The organism is Dyella sp. 2HG41-7 (genome assembly GCF_021390675.1).
Taxonomy (GTDB): domain Bacteria; phylum Pseudomonadota; class Gammaproteobacteria; order Xanthomonadales; family Rhodanobacteraceae; genus Dyella_B.
The window spans coordinates 2,309,003-2,325,866 of record NZ_JAJEJV010000004.1; the positions used below are offsets into that span (position 1 = coordinate 2,309,003).

Annotated in this window: 14 protein-coding genes and 1 riboswitch; of the genes, 11 read left to right on the forward strand and 3 right to left on the reverse strand. The window is 61.0% G+C overall.

Translation table 11 applies throughout. The features are described 5' to 3' along the window. Positions 1–28: 28 nt before the first annotated feature. The gene (locus L0U79_RS11790) at positions 29–664 is read left to right on the forward strand and encodes a response regulator transcription factor (protein WP_233842471.1); all 636 of its coding nucleotides are present in this window, start codon (positions 29–31) and stop codon (positions 662–664) included. 152 nt (positions 665–816) lie between these two features. Here L0U79_RS11790 and recN read toward each other — a convergent pair whose 3' ends face one another. After that, positions 817–2,487 carry a DNA repair protein RecN gene (gene recN / locus L0U79_RS11795; protein ID WP_233842472.1) on the reverse strand — a complete coding sequence of 557 codons (1,671 nt, stop codon included), beginning with the start codon at positions 2,485–2,487 and terminating at the stop codon, positions 817–819. 163 nt (positions 2,488–2,650) lie between these two features. On the opposite strand from recN, the gene hrcA reads away from it, so the two are divergent. The 7 genes from hrcA to L0U79_RS11830 all read left to right on the forward strand — a co-directional run bounded on the left by hrcA (position 2,651) and on the right by L0U79_RS11830 (position 10,284). Next, on the forward strand, positions 2,651–3,706 hold the full coding sequence (gene hrcA / locus L0U79_RS11800) for a heat-inducible transcriptional repressor HrcA (RefSeq protein WP_233842473.1): 1,056 nt from the start codon (positions 2,651–2,653) through the stop codon (positions 3,704–3,706). Between the two features lie 82 nt (positions 3,707–3,788). Beyond that, positions 3,789–4,325, forward strand: a complete 537-nt coding sequence (gene grpE / locus L0U79_RS11805) for a nucleotide exchange factor GrpE (protein ID WP_233842474.1) — start codon at positions 3,789–3,791, stop codon at positions 4,323–4,325. Positions 4,326–4,444: 119 nt separating this feature from the next. Next, on the forward strand, positions 4,445–6,376 hold the full coding sequence (gene dnaK, locus L0U79_RS11810; protein WP_233842475.1) for a molecular chaperone DnaK: 1,932 nt from the start codon (positions 4,445–4,447) through the stop codon (positions 6,374–6,376). A 65-nt stretch (positions 6,377–6,441) separates the two neighbouring features. Continuing rightward, positions 6,442–7,020 (forward strand): TMEM175 family protein, encoded by a 579-nt coding sequence (locus L0U79_RS11815; RefSeq protein ID WP_233842476.1) that lies wholly within the window; start codon positions 6,442–6,444, stop codon positions 7,018–7,020. Then, positions 7,017–8,132 (forward strand): molecular chaperone DnaJ, encoded by a 1,116-nt coding sequence (dnaJ, locus tag L0U79_RS11820; RefSeq protein ID WP_233842477.1) that lies wholly within the window; start codon positions 7,017–7,019, stop codon positions 8,130–8,132. Before L0U79_RS11815 ends, dnaJ begins: the two co-directional genes overlap by 4 nt. Positions 8,133–8,204: 72 nt before the next feature. Next, positions 8,205–9,005 carry a 4-hydroxy-tetrahydrodipicolinate reductase gene (gene dapB, locus L0U79_RS11825; protein ID WP_233842478.1) on the forward strand — a complete coding sequence of 267 codons (801 nt, stop codon included), beginning with the start codon at positions 8,205–8,207 and terminating at the stop codon, positions 9,003–9,005. Positions 9,006–9,050: 45 nt separating this feature from the next. Then, positions 9,051–9,190, forward strand: a riboswitch (yybP-ykoY riboswitch). A 92-nt stretch (positions 9,191–9,282) separates the two neighbouring features. Further along, on the forward strand, positions 9,283–10,284 hold the full coding sequence (locus L0U79_RS11830; RefSeq protein WP_233842479.1) for a sodium:calcium antiporter: 1,002 nt from the start codon (positions 9,283–9,285) through the stop codon (positions 10,282–10,284). A 5-nt stretch (positions 10,285–10,289) separates the two neighbouring features. Here L0U79_RS11830 and L0U79_RS11835 read toward each other — a convergent pair whose 3' ends face one another. After that, positions 10,290–11,045 (reverse strand): tetratricopeptide repeat protein, encoded by a 756-nt coding sequence (locus tag L0U79_RS11835; protein WP_233842480.1) that lies wholly within the window; start codon positions 11,043–11,045, stop codon positions 10,290–10,292. A 65-nt stretch (positions 11,046–11,110) separates the two neighbouring features. Further along, entirely contained in the window at positions 11,111–11,806 is a 696-nt protein-coding gene (locus tag L0U79_RS11840; protein ID WP_233842481.1) for a 2OG-Fe(II) oxygenase, read from the reverse strand. Between the two features lie 220 nt (positions 11,807–12,026). Here L0U79_RS11840 and carA point away from each other — a divergent pair, with 220 nt between their 5' ends. Genes carA through greA form a run of 3 tightly spaced genes read left to right on the forward strand, consistent with a single transcriptional unit; the run spans position 12,027 to position 16,856 of the window. After that, positions 12,027–13,154, forward strand: a complete 1,128-nt coding sequence (gene carA, locus L0U79_RS11845) for a glutamine-hydrolyzing carbamoyl-phosphate synthase small subunit (RefSeq protein WP_233842482.1) — start codon at positions 12,027–12,029, stop codon at positions 13,152–13,154. A 1-nt stretch (position 13,155) separates the two neighbouring features. Further along, positions 13,156–16,383, forward strand: coding sequence for a carbamoyl-phosphate synthase large subunit (carB, locus tag L0U79_RS11850; RefSeq protein ID WP_233842483.1), 3,228 nt, complete (start codon positions 13,156–13,158; stop codon positions 16,381–16,383). Then, positions 16,380–16,856, forward strand: a complete 477-nt coding sequence (gene greA / locus L0U79_RS11855; RefSeq protein ID WP_233842484.1) for a transcription elongation factor GreA — start codon at positions 16,380–16,382, stop codon at positions 16,854–16,856. Before carB ends, greA begins: the two co-directional genes overlap by 4 nt. The last annotated feature ends 8 nt before the right edge of the window (positions 16,857–16,864 follow it).

Below are 16,864 nucleotides of genomic sequence, written 5' to 3' on the forward strand. Positions count from 1 at the left end.
CCGTCGTCCAGACTGATACAGTGCGGCCATGCACAGTATTGTTCTGGTCGACGATCACGCCATTGTCCGCGAAGGGTTTAAACGGCTCATTGAAATGGAGCCGGACCTGGAGGTCGTGGCCGAATGCCGCAATGCCGACGACGCGGTGGAAGCCATCAGCCAGCGCCAGCCCGATCTGGTAGCGCTGGATCTGTCGTTGCCGGACGGCAGCGGGTTGCCGCTGATCGAACATTTGCGCAGTGTCGCTGCTGGCACGCGCATCGTGGTGCTGAGCATGCATGACGGCGAGCCTTATGTATCCGAAGCGCTGCGGCGTGGCGCAAGTGGTTACGTCACCAAAGGCGTCGCGCCGGAAGAATTGGTGGCGGGCTTGCGCGCCGTGATGCGTGGCGAACAGTTTCTTAGTTCCGACCTGCGTCAGCGGCGCGCGGAGCGACCCAACGACACGCTCGATCCGATTGATCGGCTCACCGCTCGCGAGCATGAAGTGTTTTTGCTGTTGGCCGCCGGGCGCGCGCCGAAGCAAGTCGCCGCCGAATTGGGGATCGGACAGAAAACCGTGTACATCCATCGCGCAAGTTTGATGGGCAAGCTGGGGGCGGGATCGGAACTCGATCTTTATCGCATCGCCAGCGAACGAGGGTTGTTGCAAACGCGCACCTGACTTTAGTCCCCTCTCCCCTCCGGGGAGAGGGTTAGGGTGAGGGGCGGGGCTTGCCGGGAACTGCACGAATTGATTTTTTGATGTTGCGCACTCGCCAACATCGCGCGAGGTTGGCCCCTCACCCCAGCCCTCTCCCCGGAGGGGAGAGGGAGTTAGAGCTGGGCTTGCTCCAACATTTTTTTGGCGTGCGCACGCGTTTCGCGCGTAATTTCAACGCCACCAAGCATGCGCGCCAATTCATCGCGCCGCCCTTCGGTGTTCAAGGTCTCGATACGCGTTTGCGTGGACGCGCCGTCGCTATGTTTGCTGACGCGCAGATGCGCATGGCCCTGCGCCGCGACCTGCGGCAAATGCGTCACGCACAACACTTGGCAACGCGAGCCAAGCGCGCGCAATTTCTGACCGACCACTTCGGCGACCGCGCCGCCGATGCCAGTGTCCACTTCGTCGAACACCATGCAGCCGATGGTGTCTTTACCGAGCGTTGCCACTTCGATGGCGAGGCTGATGCGCGCCAGTTCACCACCGGAGGCGACTTTGCGCAGGGCGCGCGGCGGTTGTCCGGGGTTGGCGCTGACCAGCAATTCGCAACGCTCGCGACCTTGCGGGTCGGGTTCATTGTTGTCGGAGTGTTCCAGCGTAACTTGCAACACGCCGCCGGCCATACCGAGTTCGGACATCAGCGCGCTAACTTCTTTGCCCAGTCGCTTGGCGGCAATTTGTCTCGCCTTGCTCAAATCTTCCGCGGCTTTGTCGTAGTCGCGTTGCAGTTGCGCGCGCTGAGTGCCAAGGCGTTCGAGCGCGTCGCCGGCGTTTTCCAACTCCGTCAGTTCGGCCTGCAGCGCGATGCGTTTGTCGTCGAGTTCGGCCGCGGGCAGGCGATGTTTGCGCGACAGTTCGTGCAGGCGCGTCAGGTGCGCGTCCACTTCGGCGTAGCGCTCAGGGTCGAGGTCGACATCTTGCGCATAGCGGCCGAGGCTGTCGGCGGCTTCGTTGAGTTGGATCTGCGCGTTGTCGAGCAGTTCGAGCATTGGCGCAAGGCGATCGTCCAGTGCGGCAAGGCGGCCCAATTCAGCATGGGCGCGGCCAAGCGAGGAGCGCAGCGCAAATTCGCTGTCGCCATCGAGCAGATCGACGACGTTGGTGATGCCTTCCGTCAGCTTGCTCGCGTTCGCCAAACGCTTATGGCTGTTTTCCAGATCCGCCAGCTCGGCAGCGGGCAGCGCCCATTTTTCGAGTTCGGTCAGTTCGTGCCGCAGCAATTCGAGGCGGTGTTCGCGATCGTCGCCGCCGCTCAGTTTGCGGATGCGCGCGCCAAGCTCGCGCCATTGCTGGGCGAGATCGCGCACCTGCGCCACGCGCGCTTCGTTTTCGGCGTAGGCATCGAGCAGGTTCATTTGATGACTGCGTTCGAGCAGTGCTTGATGCTCGTGCTGGCCGTGAATTTCAACCAGCAATGCGGCCAATTCGCCCATCTGGCCGATGGTGGCGGGGCGTCCGTTGATCCAGGCGCGCGAGCTGCCTTCGGCGCGAATCACGCGGCGGAGCTGGCAGGCGCCGTCTTCGTCCAGTTCCTCGCGCTTCAGCCAGTCGTGCGCCTCGGGCAGGTCGGTGAGATCGAACTCGGCGGTCAGCTCGGCGCGATCGCTGCCGGCGCGCACGATGCTGCTGTCGGCGCGTGAGCCGGCCAAAAGCATCAGGGCATCTACTAGCAAGGATTTGCCGGCGCCGGTTTCCCCGCTGACCACGGTCAAACCCGGGCCGAAGGTGATGTCGGCTTCTTCAACGACGGCGAGATGGCGGACGTAGAGGGAGGTGAGCATGGGGCGGCGTGTTGGTGATCGGCGCGATTGTAAAGGGGAATAGGGAACATTTGGCTTGCCGCGAAGCGGGCGTTCCCAGGTCCCCGTTCCCGTTGTTACGGCTTTCTTGCATTCTCGCCCGGCAAACCTTATTTCTTAGCTGTCTCACGGATTGCCACAGCGCATGAACCGCCACCCTGGTCAAGAACTCGATATTCGCGCACGACGTCTGCTGCGCACCTTGATCGCGCAGTATTTGGCGGACGGCGAACCTGTGGGCTCGCGCACCTTGGCGCGGTCGTCAGGGCTGGACGTGAGTCCGGCCACCATCCGCAACATCATGTCCGACCTGGAAGACGCCGGCTTGATCGCGTCGCCGCATACCTCGGCCGGGCGTATTCCCACGCCGCGCGGTTTGCGACTGTTCGTCGACAGCCTGATCGAACTGCAACCGCTGCCGCGCGACGAGATGGTGCGCTTGCAGCGCGAGCTGCCGCCCGGTCCGACGACGGCGCGCGATCTGGTGGGCAATGCATCGATGCTGCTTTCGGCGATGACCCATTTCGCCGGCGTGGTGACCGTGCCCAGGCAAACGGACTTCCCGCTGCGCCATATCGATTTCGTGCCGCTGCCCGATGCGCGCATCCTGGTGATTCTGGTGTTCTCGGACAATCAGGTGCAGAACCGCGTCATCCAGCTCTCCAAGCCGTTGGATGTGCGGGAGCTGGAGCAGGCGGCCAACTACATCAACGAACATTTTGTCGGCCTGCGCGTCGACGAAATCCGCGCGCGTTTGCTGCGCGAATTGCGCGAGGCGAGCAGCGAATTGCATCAGATGCTGGCTCAGGCGGTGGAGCTGGCGGCATCCTCGTTCGCGCCGCAAGACGAAGACGTGCTGGTCAGCGGCCAGACCAACCTGATGGCGTACGCCGAGCTCGCGAATCTGGATCGCCTGCGCGAGCTGTTCGACGCTTTTCAAAAGAAGAACGAGCTGCTGCAATTGATGGAGACCTGCGCCAAAGCGCAGGGCGTGCGGTTGTTTATCGGCGAGGAATCGGGTTTCGCCGCCCTCGACGGTTGCAGCGTGGTCACCGCGAGCTATGGCGCGCAGGGGCGGCTGTTGGGGGCGGTTGGTGTGATCGGTCCAACCCGAATGGCGTATGAGCGTGTGATCCCCGTGGTGCAGGCTACGGCGGCTTTGCTCAGCGACGCCTTGAATCGCGCCGCCAAGACCTCATAAATCGCTCGGGAGGCGGGAAATCCGCGTTATATTTGACGGTCGGCAGCACATGCCGGCCCTAGACGATGTTTGGAGTTATTTCATGCACACCAGCGATTCGCAGTCGCCGAACGCGACGCCCGAAGCGGGCGCACAGAACCCTGCGCTCGATGCGCAGCTTGAGGCCCTGAAAACCAAGGTCGCCGAGCTGGAAACGAGCAACAACGAACTGCGCGAAACCGTGCTGCGTGAAAAGGCCGAGCTGGAAAACCAGCGCCGTCGTCTGCATCGCGATCTGGAGCAGGCGCGCCGCTTCGCCAACGAAAAACTGCTGAACGATCTGCTGCCCATCTATGACGGCCTCGAGCGCGGCCTGGCGGTGGAAAGCGGCGACTTGTCGGCGGTGCGTGAAGGCTTGAACCTTACGCTGAAAGAGCTGCTGCGCATTGCCGGCAACAATGGTCTGGTGCAGGTCGATCCCGTTGATCAGCCGCTCGATCCCGAGCGCCATCATGCCGTGAGCATGGTGGAAGCGCCCGGCAAAGCTCCCGGCACCGTCGTGACGGTGCTGCAAAAGGGCTATGTACTCAATGATCGTTTGCTGCGCCCGGCTCTCGTGACCGTCGCCAAGGACGACTGAACGGCGCCTGTAATTTCAGTACTGCAGGGTTCAACTGGTATTGAACACCTTTTACACGAACCCCATCTGACAACCATTCGCGGCCAGGGAGCCGCACACGAGATTCCGGAGCACACATCATGGGCAAGATCATTGGCATCGACCTGGGCACGACCAACTCGTGCGTCGCCATCATGGATGGCAGCACCACCAGGGTCATCGAGAATTCCGAGGGTGACCGCACGACCCCGTCCATCGTGGCCTTTACGAAGGATGGCGAAGTGATGGTGGGTGCGCCTGCCAAGCGCCAGGGCGTTACCAATCCTAAGAACACCTTCTACGCGGTGAAGCGCCTGATCGGCCGCAAGTTCACCGACGCGGAAGTGCAGAAAGATTTGCATATCGTGCCGTACGCCATCGTTGCGCACGACAACGGCGACGCCTGGGTGGAAACCTCCGACGGCAAAAAGATGGCGCCGCCGGAAGTCTCCGCAAAAGTGCTGATGAAGATGAAGAAGACCGCCGAGGATTACCTTGGCGAACCGGTGACGGAAGCCGTGATTACCGTGCCGGCGTACTTCAACGACAGCCAGCGCCAGGCGACGAAAGACGCCGGCCGCATCGCGGGCCTCGACGTCAAGCGCATCATCAACGAGCCGACCGCGGCGGCCCTCGCTTACGGCCTGGACAAGAAAGGCGGCGACCGCAAGATCGCGGTGTACGACCTTGGCGGTGGCACGTTCGACGTGTCGATCATCGAGATCGCCGAAGTCGACGGCGAGAAGCAGTTCGAAGTGCTGGCCACCAACGGCGATACGTTCCTGGGCGGCGAAGACTTCGACAAGCGCGTCATCGATTACCTCATCGAGGAATTCAAGAAAGACCAGGGCATTGATCTGAGCAAAGATCCGCTCGCGCTGCAGCGTCTGAAGGACGCCGCCGAACGCGCCAAGATCGAGCTGTCGTCCTCGCATCAGACCGAAGTGAACCTGCCGTACGTGACGGCGGATGCGTCGGGTCCGAAGCATCTCAACATCAAGCTGACCCGCGCGAAGCTCGAAGCGCTGGTGGAAGACCTGGTCAAGCGCACCATCGAACCGTGCCGCACGGCGTTGAACGATGCCGGTCTGCGCGTTTCGGACATCAGCGAAGTGATCCTGGTTGGCGGTCAGACCCGCATGCCGAAGGTGCAGGAATCCGTGAAGGATTTCTTCGGCAAAGAGCCACGCAAAGACGTGAACCCGGATGAAGCCGTCGCGGTGGGCGCCGCGATTCAGGGCGGCGTGCTGGGCGGTTCGGTGAAGGACGTGCTGCTGCTCGACGTGACCCCGCTGTCGCTGGGTATCGAAACGATGGGCGGCGTGATGACCAAGCTGATCGAAAAGAACACCACGGTGCCGACCAAGGCCTCGCAGGTGTTCTCCACCGCCGACGACAATCAGACCGCCGTGACCGTGCACGTGCTGCAGGGCGAACGCGATCGCGCCAGCGGCAACAAGTCGCTGGGCAAGTTCGATCTGGCCGGCATCGAGGCCGCACCGCGCGGCATGCCGCAGATCGAAGTGACCTTCGACATCGACGCAAACGGCATCCTGCACGTGTCGGCCAAGGACAAAAAGACCGGCAAAGAACAGCGCATCGAGATCAAGGCCGGTTCCGGTCTGTCGGATGAAGAAATCCAGCGCATGGTTGCCGACGCCGAAACCCACAAGGAAGATGACCGCAAGTTCCACGAGCTCGTGGGCACGCGCAACAAGGCCGATCAGCTGGTGCACGCCACGCGCAGCGCGCTGAAGGAACACGGCGGCAAGGTGCCGGGCGAACAGCTGAGCTCGATCGAAGGCGCGCTGTCCGATCTGGAAAAGGTGAAAGACGGCGACGACAAGGACGCCATCGAAGCCAAGATCCAGAAGTTGGAGCAGGTGGCGCAATCGCTGTATGCCGCCGCACAGTCGGGTGGTCCGGCTGCCGATGCCGGTCCGCAGCACGGCCCTGGCCCGGGCGGTTCCGCCCAGCCGGACGACGTGGTCGATGCCGAATTCACCGAGGTGAAGAACGACGGCAAGTCGTAATAAACCAAGCAGTATGAAGACGAGCGCCTTATCCAAGGCGCTCGTCGTTTTTAGGAGGGGAGGCGATGGAAAAGGGGCGGCTCGAAGCCTTCAGTGATGGCGTGTTGGCCATCATCATTACCATCATGGTGCTGGAACTGAAGGTGCCGCACGGTGACAGCTGGGACGTCTTGATTCCGCAGTGGCCAGTGTTCGTGAGCTACGTGATGAGTTTCGTTTACGTAGGCATTTACTGGAACAACCACCATCACTTCCTGCATGCCGCCGAGAAAGTGAACGGCAGCGTGCTTTGGGCCAATCTCCATTTGCTGTTCTGGTTGTCGCTGACGCCGGTCACCACCGGCTGGATGGGCGAAAATCACTTCGCGCAGCTTCCTGTGGCGGTCTACGGCTTTGTATTATTGATGAGCGCCGTCGCCTGGGCGCCGTTTCAAGCCAGTCTCATCGGCGCTAACGGCGGAGAATCCTCATTGCTGGCGCAAGCGGTGGGCGGCGACTGGAAAGGCAAGGTCGCCATCGCCATATACCTGATTGGCATCGTGCTGGCGTTCGTGGCGCCGTGGGTGTCGTGTGTTCTTTACGCCACGGTGGCAGCGATCTGGTTCATTCCCGATCGGCGCATCGAATCGCGGATCTTGAAATGAGCAAGCGTGACTATTACGAAATTCTAGGTGTCGATCGATCGATCGGCGATGCGGAACTGAAAAAATCGTTCCGCCGGTTGGCGATGAAATATCACCCCGACCGCTGCCCCGACGATCCGCACGCGCAAGAAAAATTCAAAGAGGCCAAAGAGGCCTACGAAGTGCTTTCCGATCCGGAAAAGCGCTCGATGTACGACCAGTACGGCCACGCCGCGTTCGAAGGTGGCATGGGCGGTCGCGGCGGCGCCGGCTTCGGCGATATGGGCGATATTTTCGGCGACATCTTCGGCGATATTTTCGGCGGCGGTGGACGCGCGCGTCAGCGGCGCGGCGCGGATTTGCGCTACATCATGGAACTGGATCTCGAAGAAGCCGTGTTTGGCGTCGAGAGGAAGTTCGATATCCCCACGCAAGTCAATTGCCATCACTGCAACGGTAGCGGTTCCGAAGACGGCAAAACGGTGACATGCAAAACCTGCAATGGGCACGGTCGTGTGCGCATGCAGAACGGCATTTTCTCGATTCAGCAGGCGTGCCCGCATTGCGCCGGTAGCGGCCGCGCGATCGAAAAGCCGTGCAAGCGCTGCCACGGCGACGGACGTCTGGAAGAAACGCGCACGCTGTCCGTGCGCATTCCGGCGGGTGTCGACAACGGTGATCGCATTCGTCTCACCGGGCAGGGTGAGGCCGGTCCCGCTGGTTCCGAATCCGGCGATCTGTACGTGGAAGTGCGCGTGCGCGAACATGCCATCTTTCAACGCGACGGCAACAATCTCTATTGCGAAGTGCCAATTCGTTTTTCGCAGGCCGCACTTGGCGCCGAATTGCAGGTGCCGACGCTGGAAGGCGAAGTGGGCATCACCATTCCGGCCGAGACGCAAACCGGCCAGCAATTCACGCTGCGCGGGCGCGGCGTGAAATCCGTGCGCGGCGGCCGCACCGGCGATCTGATTTGCCGCGTGATGGTGGAAACGCCGGTTCGCCTCACACGCGAACAACGCGACTTGCTCGAAAAACTCGAAGCCACCTTCAGCGATGACGATCAGCACACACCGCGCGCCAAGACCTGGGCGGATGGTCTGAAGCAGTTCTGGTCGCGCGTGACTTCGTAAGCTAACGTCTGTGCAATGGCTTCGTTCCTCGATCGAAGAACGAAGCCGGCATGAAACGAAAGGGATACCCGCATGACGCAAGCCATTCGCGTTGCCATCAATGGCGCCTCCGGTCGTATGGGCCGGGCGCTGCTCGCGCTGTTGCGAGAAGATCGGCGTTTCGCATTGACGCGCGCCGTGGTCGCCGAAGGTTCGGAGCAAGATGGTGCGTCGGTGTTCGGCGGTCTTTCTTATACGCACAACTGGGAAGGCGCGTTGGCGACGGACGTCGTGATCGACTTCAGCGGCCCGGATGGACTGGCTTCCGCGTTGACGTACTGCATCGCGAACAAGGTTGCGCTGGTAACGGGCACCACCGGCATCGAATCATCGTTGGAAGCGCAAGTCGCTGCAGCCAGCAAGCAAATACCAGTGCTGCAAGCCGCCAATTTCAGCCTTGGCGTGGCAGTGTTGACGCGGTTGCTGCGCGAAGCCGCTGCCGCATTGCCGAATTGGGATCTGGAAATTATCGAATCGCACCACAACCGCAAAGAAGACGCGCCGTCCGGCACTGCGCTGGCGTTGGGGCATGCAGCAGCTGATGCACGTGGCACGACGTTGGCGAAAGACGGCGTGTATGTGCGCGAAGGCAGACCCGGTGCGCGGCGTGAAGGCACGATCGGTTTTGCCGTCGTGCGTGGCGGCGATGTCGTGGGCGAACACACGGCGTTGGTGCTGGGTCAAGGCGAGCGCGTCGAACTGAGCCATCGCGCCACGGATCGATCCATTTTTGCGCGCGGCGCGCTCGAAGCCGCCGCATGGCTGGCAGGCCGCAAGCCCGGTGCTTACAGCATCGACGATATGTTGCAGGATCGCGGCCGCAAGCCCGGATAAAGCGAAGGGCGGTTGTCCGCAACCTGCTGAGCTTGTAGCATCCGAAACGTTGTCATTGGGGAGTAGCCATCTTCGTCGTGTCGAGCCGTCATGGCTCCATGCATCGAGGAATTCGCGTCAACATACTTGAAGCCTTCGCGCTTCATGGCGCGGATAGTTATCGCAACGTTCTGATTGCGATGATCCGGCGAGACCTTTGGCCACGACGCGCTTACCCAGGCCGGGCGAGCCGCGTACGTGCGCCATTGGTTTTCGCTTGCCCGGCCCGGAATCGCCCATGCTTATGACAGCACTGTTGTTTCTGCTCTCCGCCGCAGCGATCTATGCGGCCTGCGAGTATTTCGTCAACAGCATCGAATGGCTGGGTAAAAAGCTCAATCTCGGCGAGACCGCCACCGGCACGGTACTAGCCGCGTTCGGCACGGCATTGCCCGAAAGCGCGGTGACGTTCGTGGCTGTGATGATGGGGCGCACCGCGGATGTGCGCGACATCGGCGTCGGTGCGGCCATGGGCGGTCCGTTGGTGTTGGCGACGATCGCTTACGCCGTGGTGGGCATCGCGCTGTGGTGCCATCGACATCGCCTGCGTCGCGCCGATGGACGCGTGCAAGTCGACGACGCACGATTGGCGCGCGATCAAGCGTGGTTTCTTTCCATCTTCGTAGTGAAGTGCGCGCTTGGCTTGATCGCTTTCGCGTTCAAGCCATGGTTAGGTGTGTTGTTTTTGCTCGCCTATGCGATCTACGTCTGGCGCGAACTGAAAGTCGAAGGTGATGCTGCAGATCACGAAGACCTCGAACCGCTGAAATTTCAACCACGATCTGCGACGCCTTCGATGTTGGCGGTCTCGTTGCAGGCGGCGCTGTCTCTAACCGTGATCGCCGTTGCTTCGCATATTTTTGTTTCGCAGATCGAGGCCGTCGGGTTGGCCATGCATCTGCCACCGCATTTCGTCGCCTTGATTTTGAGCCCCGTCGCCACCGAATTGCCGGAAACCATGAATGCACTGATCTGGGTGCGTCAGGGCAAGGAGCGTCTGGCGTTAGCCAATATCTCCGGCGCAATGATGATTCAAGCGACCGTGCCCAGCGCATTGGCGATCTTCGCAACACCGTGGTTGTTCGATTCCACGCTGGTTGTTTCCGGCGTGATGACGATGCTTGCCATCGTTTATTTGTGGCGTTTGTTCCGACGCGGCCGCGTCGATGGCCGTGCGTTGATTCCGGTGGGATTGTTCTATGTGGCGTTTGCTGTGTACGCAGCTTGGCGGTTTATATGAGCGTTTTAGGACTCGCCCAGACGCGATAGTTCAAGCCGAGCGGCTTTCAGCCACGCTTGTTCCTTGCGGCGATAGTAGCGGGGCATCAGTTCGGCGCGACGGAGTTGATTTTGAAATACGCTGCGCGCTTCTGCGCGACGCTCGCTACGGCCGAGCAGGCTGCCATAGCGGAAGCGGCCTTCTTCGCCCGGATAGCTGTCCGCCAGCACTTCGTACTTCTCGAGCGCAGCTTCGGTCTCGCCAAGTTCTTCGAGGCAACGCGCATAGAGCAATTGCATATCGTTCGATCGGTAGTTCGGGTTGGCCTTGATAAGCGCATCAAGCGTCGCGCGCGCATCGGCATAGTTTTCATTGCCGACTTGCGCCTGAGCCAGCCCCTCCATGAAATGTGGATCGGTGGCGTACATGCTGCCGCTCAACAGGTCCTGATAGAGCTCTTGCGCGTTGACATAGTCGCCTTGTTGCAGGCATTCCTCTGCTAGATGCCGGCGGTTGTCCACCGTATTGCTGAGTTCAAGCTGCCGCTGTAGTTCGCGCCGACGCCGTTGCGGATCGATCATGTTGGTCGCTTTGCTCGCGGCGTTGCGGCCGCGCGGATCGTGACGCAGATCGGGGATGATCGCGATCACCGTATAAACCAGCACGGCCAAATAGGAGCCGATAAGTATCAGCCAAATCCAATACAGCGGACGCCCACTGCGAATCACATGGATAGCGCAGGCCACTTGGAGGGTCAGCGACAGCAGGAACACGAAAGACATGGCTTCCCCCGAAGCGATTCAAGTGTTCGATATTACGGCATGGCTGGGATTTAGACGTTTACGCCTTAATCGCGATGCGCCGCGTTGCGATCGCGTCCCGCGCCGAGTTTTCGATCCAACACGCCGAAGATTTTTTTGAACACGCGCGAAAACTTGCCGCGCTTGGTTTTGCGCAGTTTTTCTTCTTCGCTGGTCAACCACGCAACTTGAATCACGCGACGCTCGCCTTCGTACGGCAAATGACCGTGGAAGGAATTGTCGCAGCGTTTGAAGACGGCGAATTCGCCGTACAAAGGTTTGAGCTCAGGCGCGACGACGTCGTCGATATCGTCGATACGCTTGAGAAAGCGCAGGCAGCCATCACTGGTGTCCGGCCACTGCGTGTTGAGGTAGAGCAGGGCGGTGGCTACCTTGGAGCGGCTGTCGGTATGGATGGTGCCGTGGCGCTTGTTGAGCGTGCGGCACAAGGTGATGAGCGTGGGATACTGGCCCAGGTTTTCGATTCCCAGGTAACGGCCGACCGCGCTAGCGAATTGCGGCGTGGTCAACTGGCGCACCAGCGCGTTGATCGACGGTCCACAGTCGACTTCGTCATAAGGGAAGAAACCGGCGCTGCTGTACTTGGGGAAATCGCGCTCCAGGTCGCTGCGTGCTTCGTCCGGCAATTGGCCGTGGGCAATCATGAACGGGAAGGGATCCTGACGGACATCCGTGTCAGGACGATCGAGCCGTGTGGGATCCAGCAGAACGGTCGCGTTCATGAAGTTTCGCAGCTTTCCTAGCTAAGTTGCCGCCAGTCTAGCGCGAGCAGGCTGACCATGCTTCATGAAAGTCCCTGCGCTTGCGCACGCTTTTCGGGTGGACAGAAAGGCCCTCAACGCCTATCATTTCAACCCGCCCGAGACTTTCCATGACCTAAGGTCCACAAGCCTGCTTCGATGCGGCTTGCGGACCTTGCTGTACCTAAAAAGGCGGTCCTCCATGCCTCATCCCGCTCTGCTTGCCCTCGAAGACGGCAGCGTGTTCCACGGCTACGCCGTCGGCGCGACTGGCGAAACAGTTGGCGAGGTGGTTTTCAATACGGCAATGACTGGCTACCAGGAGATCCTCACCGATCCCTCCTACGCCCGCCAGATTGTCACGCTCACCTATCCCCATATCGGCAACACCGGCTGCAACGAGGTGGACGCCGAGTCCTCCGCGGTGCATACGGCCGGTCTGATCGTTCGCGATGTGCCGCGCCTCGCCAGTAACTGGCGCAGCACCGAAAGCCTGCCCGATTACCTCAAGCGTCACGGCATCGTCGCCGTCGCCGGCATCGATACGCGTCGGCTGACCCGCATCCTGCGCGATAAGGGTGCGCAGAATGGCTGCATCGTTGCCGGCGAGTCGATCAACCTCGACGCCGCGCTCGCCAAGGCGCGCGCCTTTCCCGGCTTGAACGGCATGGACCTGGCCAAGGTGGTCAGCGTCACCAAGCCGTACAACTGGAACGAGGGCGTTTACGATCTCGATCGCACGCTCTTCAACGAGACAGACAAGCGCTTCAACGTCGTCGCGTACGACTTCGGCGTGAAACGCAACATTCTTCGCCTGCTGGCGGAGCGCGGCTGCGAAATCACGGTCGTGCCGGCGCAGACGTCTGCTGCCGACGTGCTGGCGATGAAGCCGGACGGTGTGTTCCTTTCCAACGGCCCCGGCGATCCGGCCGCGTGCGATTACGCCATCGCCGCGACGCGCGAATTCCTCGCTGCCGAGATTCCGCTGTTCGGCATCTGCCTGGGTCACCAGATCATGGGCGCCGCGGTCGGTGCGAAAACCTTGAAGATGAAGTTCGGCCATCACGGCGCGAACCATCCCGTGAAAGACCACGACGACGGTCGCGTGCTGATCACCTCGCAGAATCACGGATTCGCGGTGGACGCCGCCACGCTGCCGTCCAACGTGCGCATCACGCACACCTCGCTGTTCGACGGATCGCTGCAAGGCTTTGCCCTGACGGATCGTCCGGCCTTCTGCTTCCAGGGTCACCCCGAAGCCAGCCCGGGTCCGCACGACATCCGTTATCTGTTCGAACGTTTCGCCAAGTTGATGCAGGAGTCCCGCTGAGATGCCAAAACGTCACGACATCAAGAGCATCCTGATCATCGGCGCCGGCCCGATCGTGATCGGTCAGGCCTGCGAGTTCGACTACTCCGGCGCGCAGGCTTGCAAAGCGCTGAAGGAAGAGGGTTACCGGGTCATCCTGGTGAACTCCAACCCCGCCACCATCATGACCGACCCCAACATGGCGGACGCGGTCTATATCGAGCCGATCAACTGGCAGACGGTGGAACGCATCATTGCCAAGGAGCGCCCGGATGCGGTGCTGCCGACGATGGGCGGCCAGACCGGCCTCAATTGCGCGCTGGATCTCGCCGATCATGGCGTGCTTGAGAAGTACGGCGTCGAACTGATTGGCGCATCGCGCGAAGCGATTCGCATGGCCGAAGACCGCGAGTTGTTCCGCGTGGCGATGTCCGAAATCGGACTGGAATGCCCGAAGGCTGCAGTTGCGCGCACGTTCGAACAAGCCGTAGAAATTCAGGCTACCGTCGGTTACCCGACCATCATCCGACCCAGCTTCACGCTTGGCGGTTCCGGTGGCGGTATCGCCTATAACCGCGAAGAATTCGAAGAGATCGTCAAGCGCGGTCTCGAACTTTCGCCGGTGCACGAAGTGCTGGTGGAAGAATCGGTGCTCGGCTGGAAGGAATTCGAGATGGAAGTGGTCCGCGACAAAGCGGACAACTGCATCATCGTGTGTTCGATCGAAAACCTCGATCCGATGGGTGTGCACACCGGCGACTCGATTACCGTCGCGCCGGCGCAGACGCTCACCGACAAGGAATACCAGCGTCTGCGCGATGCATCCATCGCCGTGCTGCGCAAGATCGGCGTGGATACCGGCGGCTCCAACGTGCAGTTCGGCGTGAATGCCGAAACCGGTCGCGTGGTGGTGATCGAGATGAATCCGCGCGTGTCGCGTTCGTCGGCGCTGGCGTCGAAAGCCACCGGCTTTCCGATTGCCAAGATCGCCGCGAAGCTCGCCGTCGGTTACACGCTGGACGAATTGAAGAACGACATTACCGGCGGCCTTACGCCGGCGTCGTTCGAACCGACCATCGATTACGTCGTCACCAAGATTCCGCGATTCGCGTTCGAGAAATTCCCGCAGGCCGACGCGCGTCTCACCACGCAGATGAAGTCGGTGGGCGAGGTGATGGCGATCGGTCGCAGCTTCCACGAATCGCTGCAGAAAGCGCTGCGCGGTTTGGAGATCGGCAAGACCGGTCTCAATCCCACCAATCTCGATATCAGCACGGAAGCCGGTCTGGCGACGCTCAAGCGCGAATTGCGCGAGCCGCGTCCGGATCGCGTGTTCCATCTCGCCGATGCATTCCGCGCTGGTTTGACGCTGGAAGAAGTGCACGACCTGAGCCGTGTCGACCCGTGGTTCCTGGCGGCGTTCGAAGACATTGTCGTCACGGAAAACGAAGTGCGCGAGCAAGGCCTCACTGCGCTCGATGCGTCGCGCATGCGCGATCTGAAGCGCCTCGGTTTCTCCGACGCGCGGCTTGCGGAGCTGGCCGGCACCGACGAGGCGGCGATTCGTCATCTGCGCCGCACGATGGGCGTGCGTCCGGTGTACAAGCGCGTGGATTCCTGCGCGGCTGAATTCGCTACAACGACGGCCTACATGTACTCGACCTACGAGGAAGAGTGCGAAGCCAACCCCACCAATCGCAACAAGATTATGGTGCTGGGCGGCGGTCCGAATCGTATCGGTCAAGGCATCGAATTCGATTACTGCTGCGTGCACGCCGCTTTGGCGCTGCGCGAAGACGGTTTCGAGACCATCATGGTCAATTGCAACCCGGAAACCGTTTCTACTGACTACGACACGTCCGACCGCTTGTACTTCGAGCCGCTGACGCTGGAAGATGTGCTGGAAATCGTCGATCTCGAAAAGCCCAAGGGCGTGATCGTGCAATACGGCGGCCAGACGCCGCTGAAGCTTGCGCGCGCGTTGGAAGCGGCCGGTGCGCCGATTATCGGCACGACGCCGGATTCCATCGATCTGGCCGAAGATCGCGAACGCTTCCAGCAAATGATCAACAAGCTGGGCCTCACGCAGCCGCCGAATCGCACCGCGCGCAACGCGGACGAAGCCTTGGCGCTGGCGCGCGAGATCGGTTATCCGTTGGTGGTGCGTCCGAGCTACGTGCTAGGCGGCCGCGCGATGGAAGTGGTGTACGACGACGCGGATCTGTCGCGCTACATCCGCGAAGCGGTGCAGGTGTCGAACGATTCGCCGGTACTGCTCGATCGCTTCCTCGATCATGCGGTGGAAGTGGACGTCGACGTCATCGCCGATCACGAAGGCAATGTGCTGGTCGGCGGCATCATGGAGCATATCGAGGAAGCCGGCGTTCACTCGGGCGATTCGTCCTGCTCGCTGCCGCCTTATTCGCTGACACCAGCTGTGCAGAACGAGCTGCGTCGTCAGGTCGCCTTGATGGCGAAAGAACTGAAAGTGATCGGCCTGATGAATACGCAGTTTGCGATTCAGGGCGACACAGTGTTTATTCTGGAAGTGAATCCGCGTGCCTCGCGCACGGTGCCGTTCGTCTCTAAGGCGACTGGCGTGGCGCTCGCGAAAATTGCCGCGCGTTGCATGGCCGGAAGCACCTTGACGGAGCAGGGCGCGACGCGCGAAGTGATTCCGAGCTATTACTCAGTGAAGGAAGCGATTTTCCCCTTCCTGAAGTTCCAGAACGTCGATCCGATCCTCGGTCCGGAAATGCGTTCCACTGGCGAAGTGATGGGCGTAGGTCGCAGCTTCGGCGCCGCATTTGCGCGCGGTCACGATGCCGCCGGCATCAAGACGCCACCGAAAGGCAAAGTGTTCGTGTCGGTGCGCGATGCCGACAAAGATCGCCTGTTGCCTGTCGCCGTGGATATCGCCGCGCGTGGGTTCACGTTGGTCGCGACGTCCGGTACGGCCAGCTATCTCACTTCGCATGGCGTGATCTGTGAGCGCATCAACAAGGTGCTTGAAGGTCGTCCGCATATTGTCGACCTGATCAAGAACGGCGAGATTGTCTACATCGTCAACACTACCGAAGGTAAGCAGGCGATTTCCGACTCGTTCTCGATTCGACGCGAAGCCCTGCAGCATCGCGTGACGTATTCCACGACGGTGGCGGGCGCGCGCGCGCTGGTGCATTCGCTGGATTACCACGACAACGGCGAAGTACACAGCCTGCAAGAACTTCACAAGGAGCTAAGCGCATGAGTCGAGCGCCCATTACCAAGGTCGGTTCGGAGCGCCTGCGCGGCGAATTGGAGCGCTTGAAGTTCGTCGAGCGTCCCAAGATCATCGCCGCCATCGCCGAAGCGCGCGCGCATGGCGATCTGAAGGAAAACGCCGAGTACCACGCGGCGCGCGAACAGCAAAGCTTTATCGAGGGCCGTATTGCCGAGTTGGAAGCGGCCTTGTCGACGGCGGAAGTGATCGACGTGTCGCGCCTGAGCGCCGGCAACAAGGTCGTATTCGGGGCCACGGTGGACCTTGAAGACGAAGACAGCGGCGAGTCGGTGACGTATCAGATCGTTGGCGATCTGGAGGCGGATATTAAGCAACGCTTGATCGCCGTGTCCTCGCCGATTGCACGCGCGTTGATCGGCAAAAGCGCCGGTGACAGTTTTGAGTTCAAGGCGCCTAATGGCGTGAAACGTTACGAAATTACGGGCGTCAGTTACCAATAATTACGGCG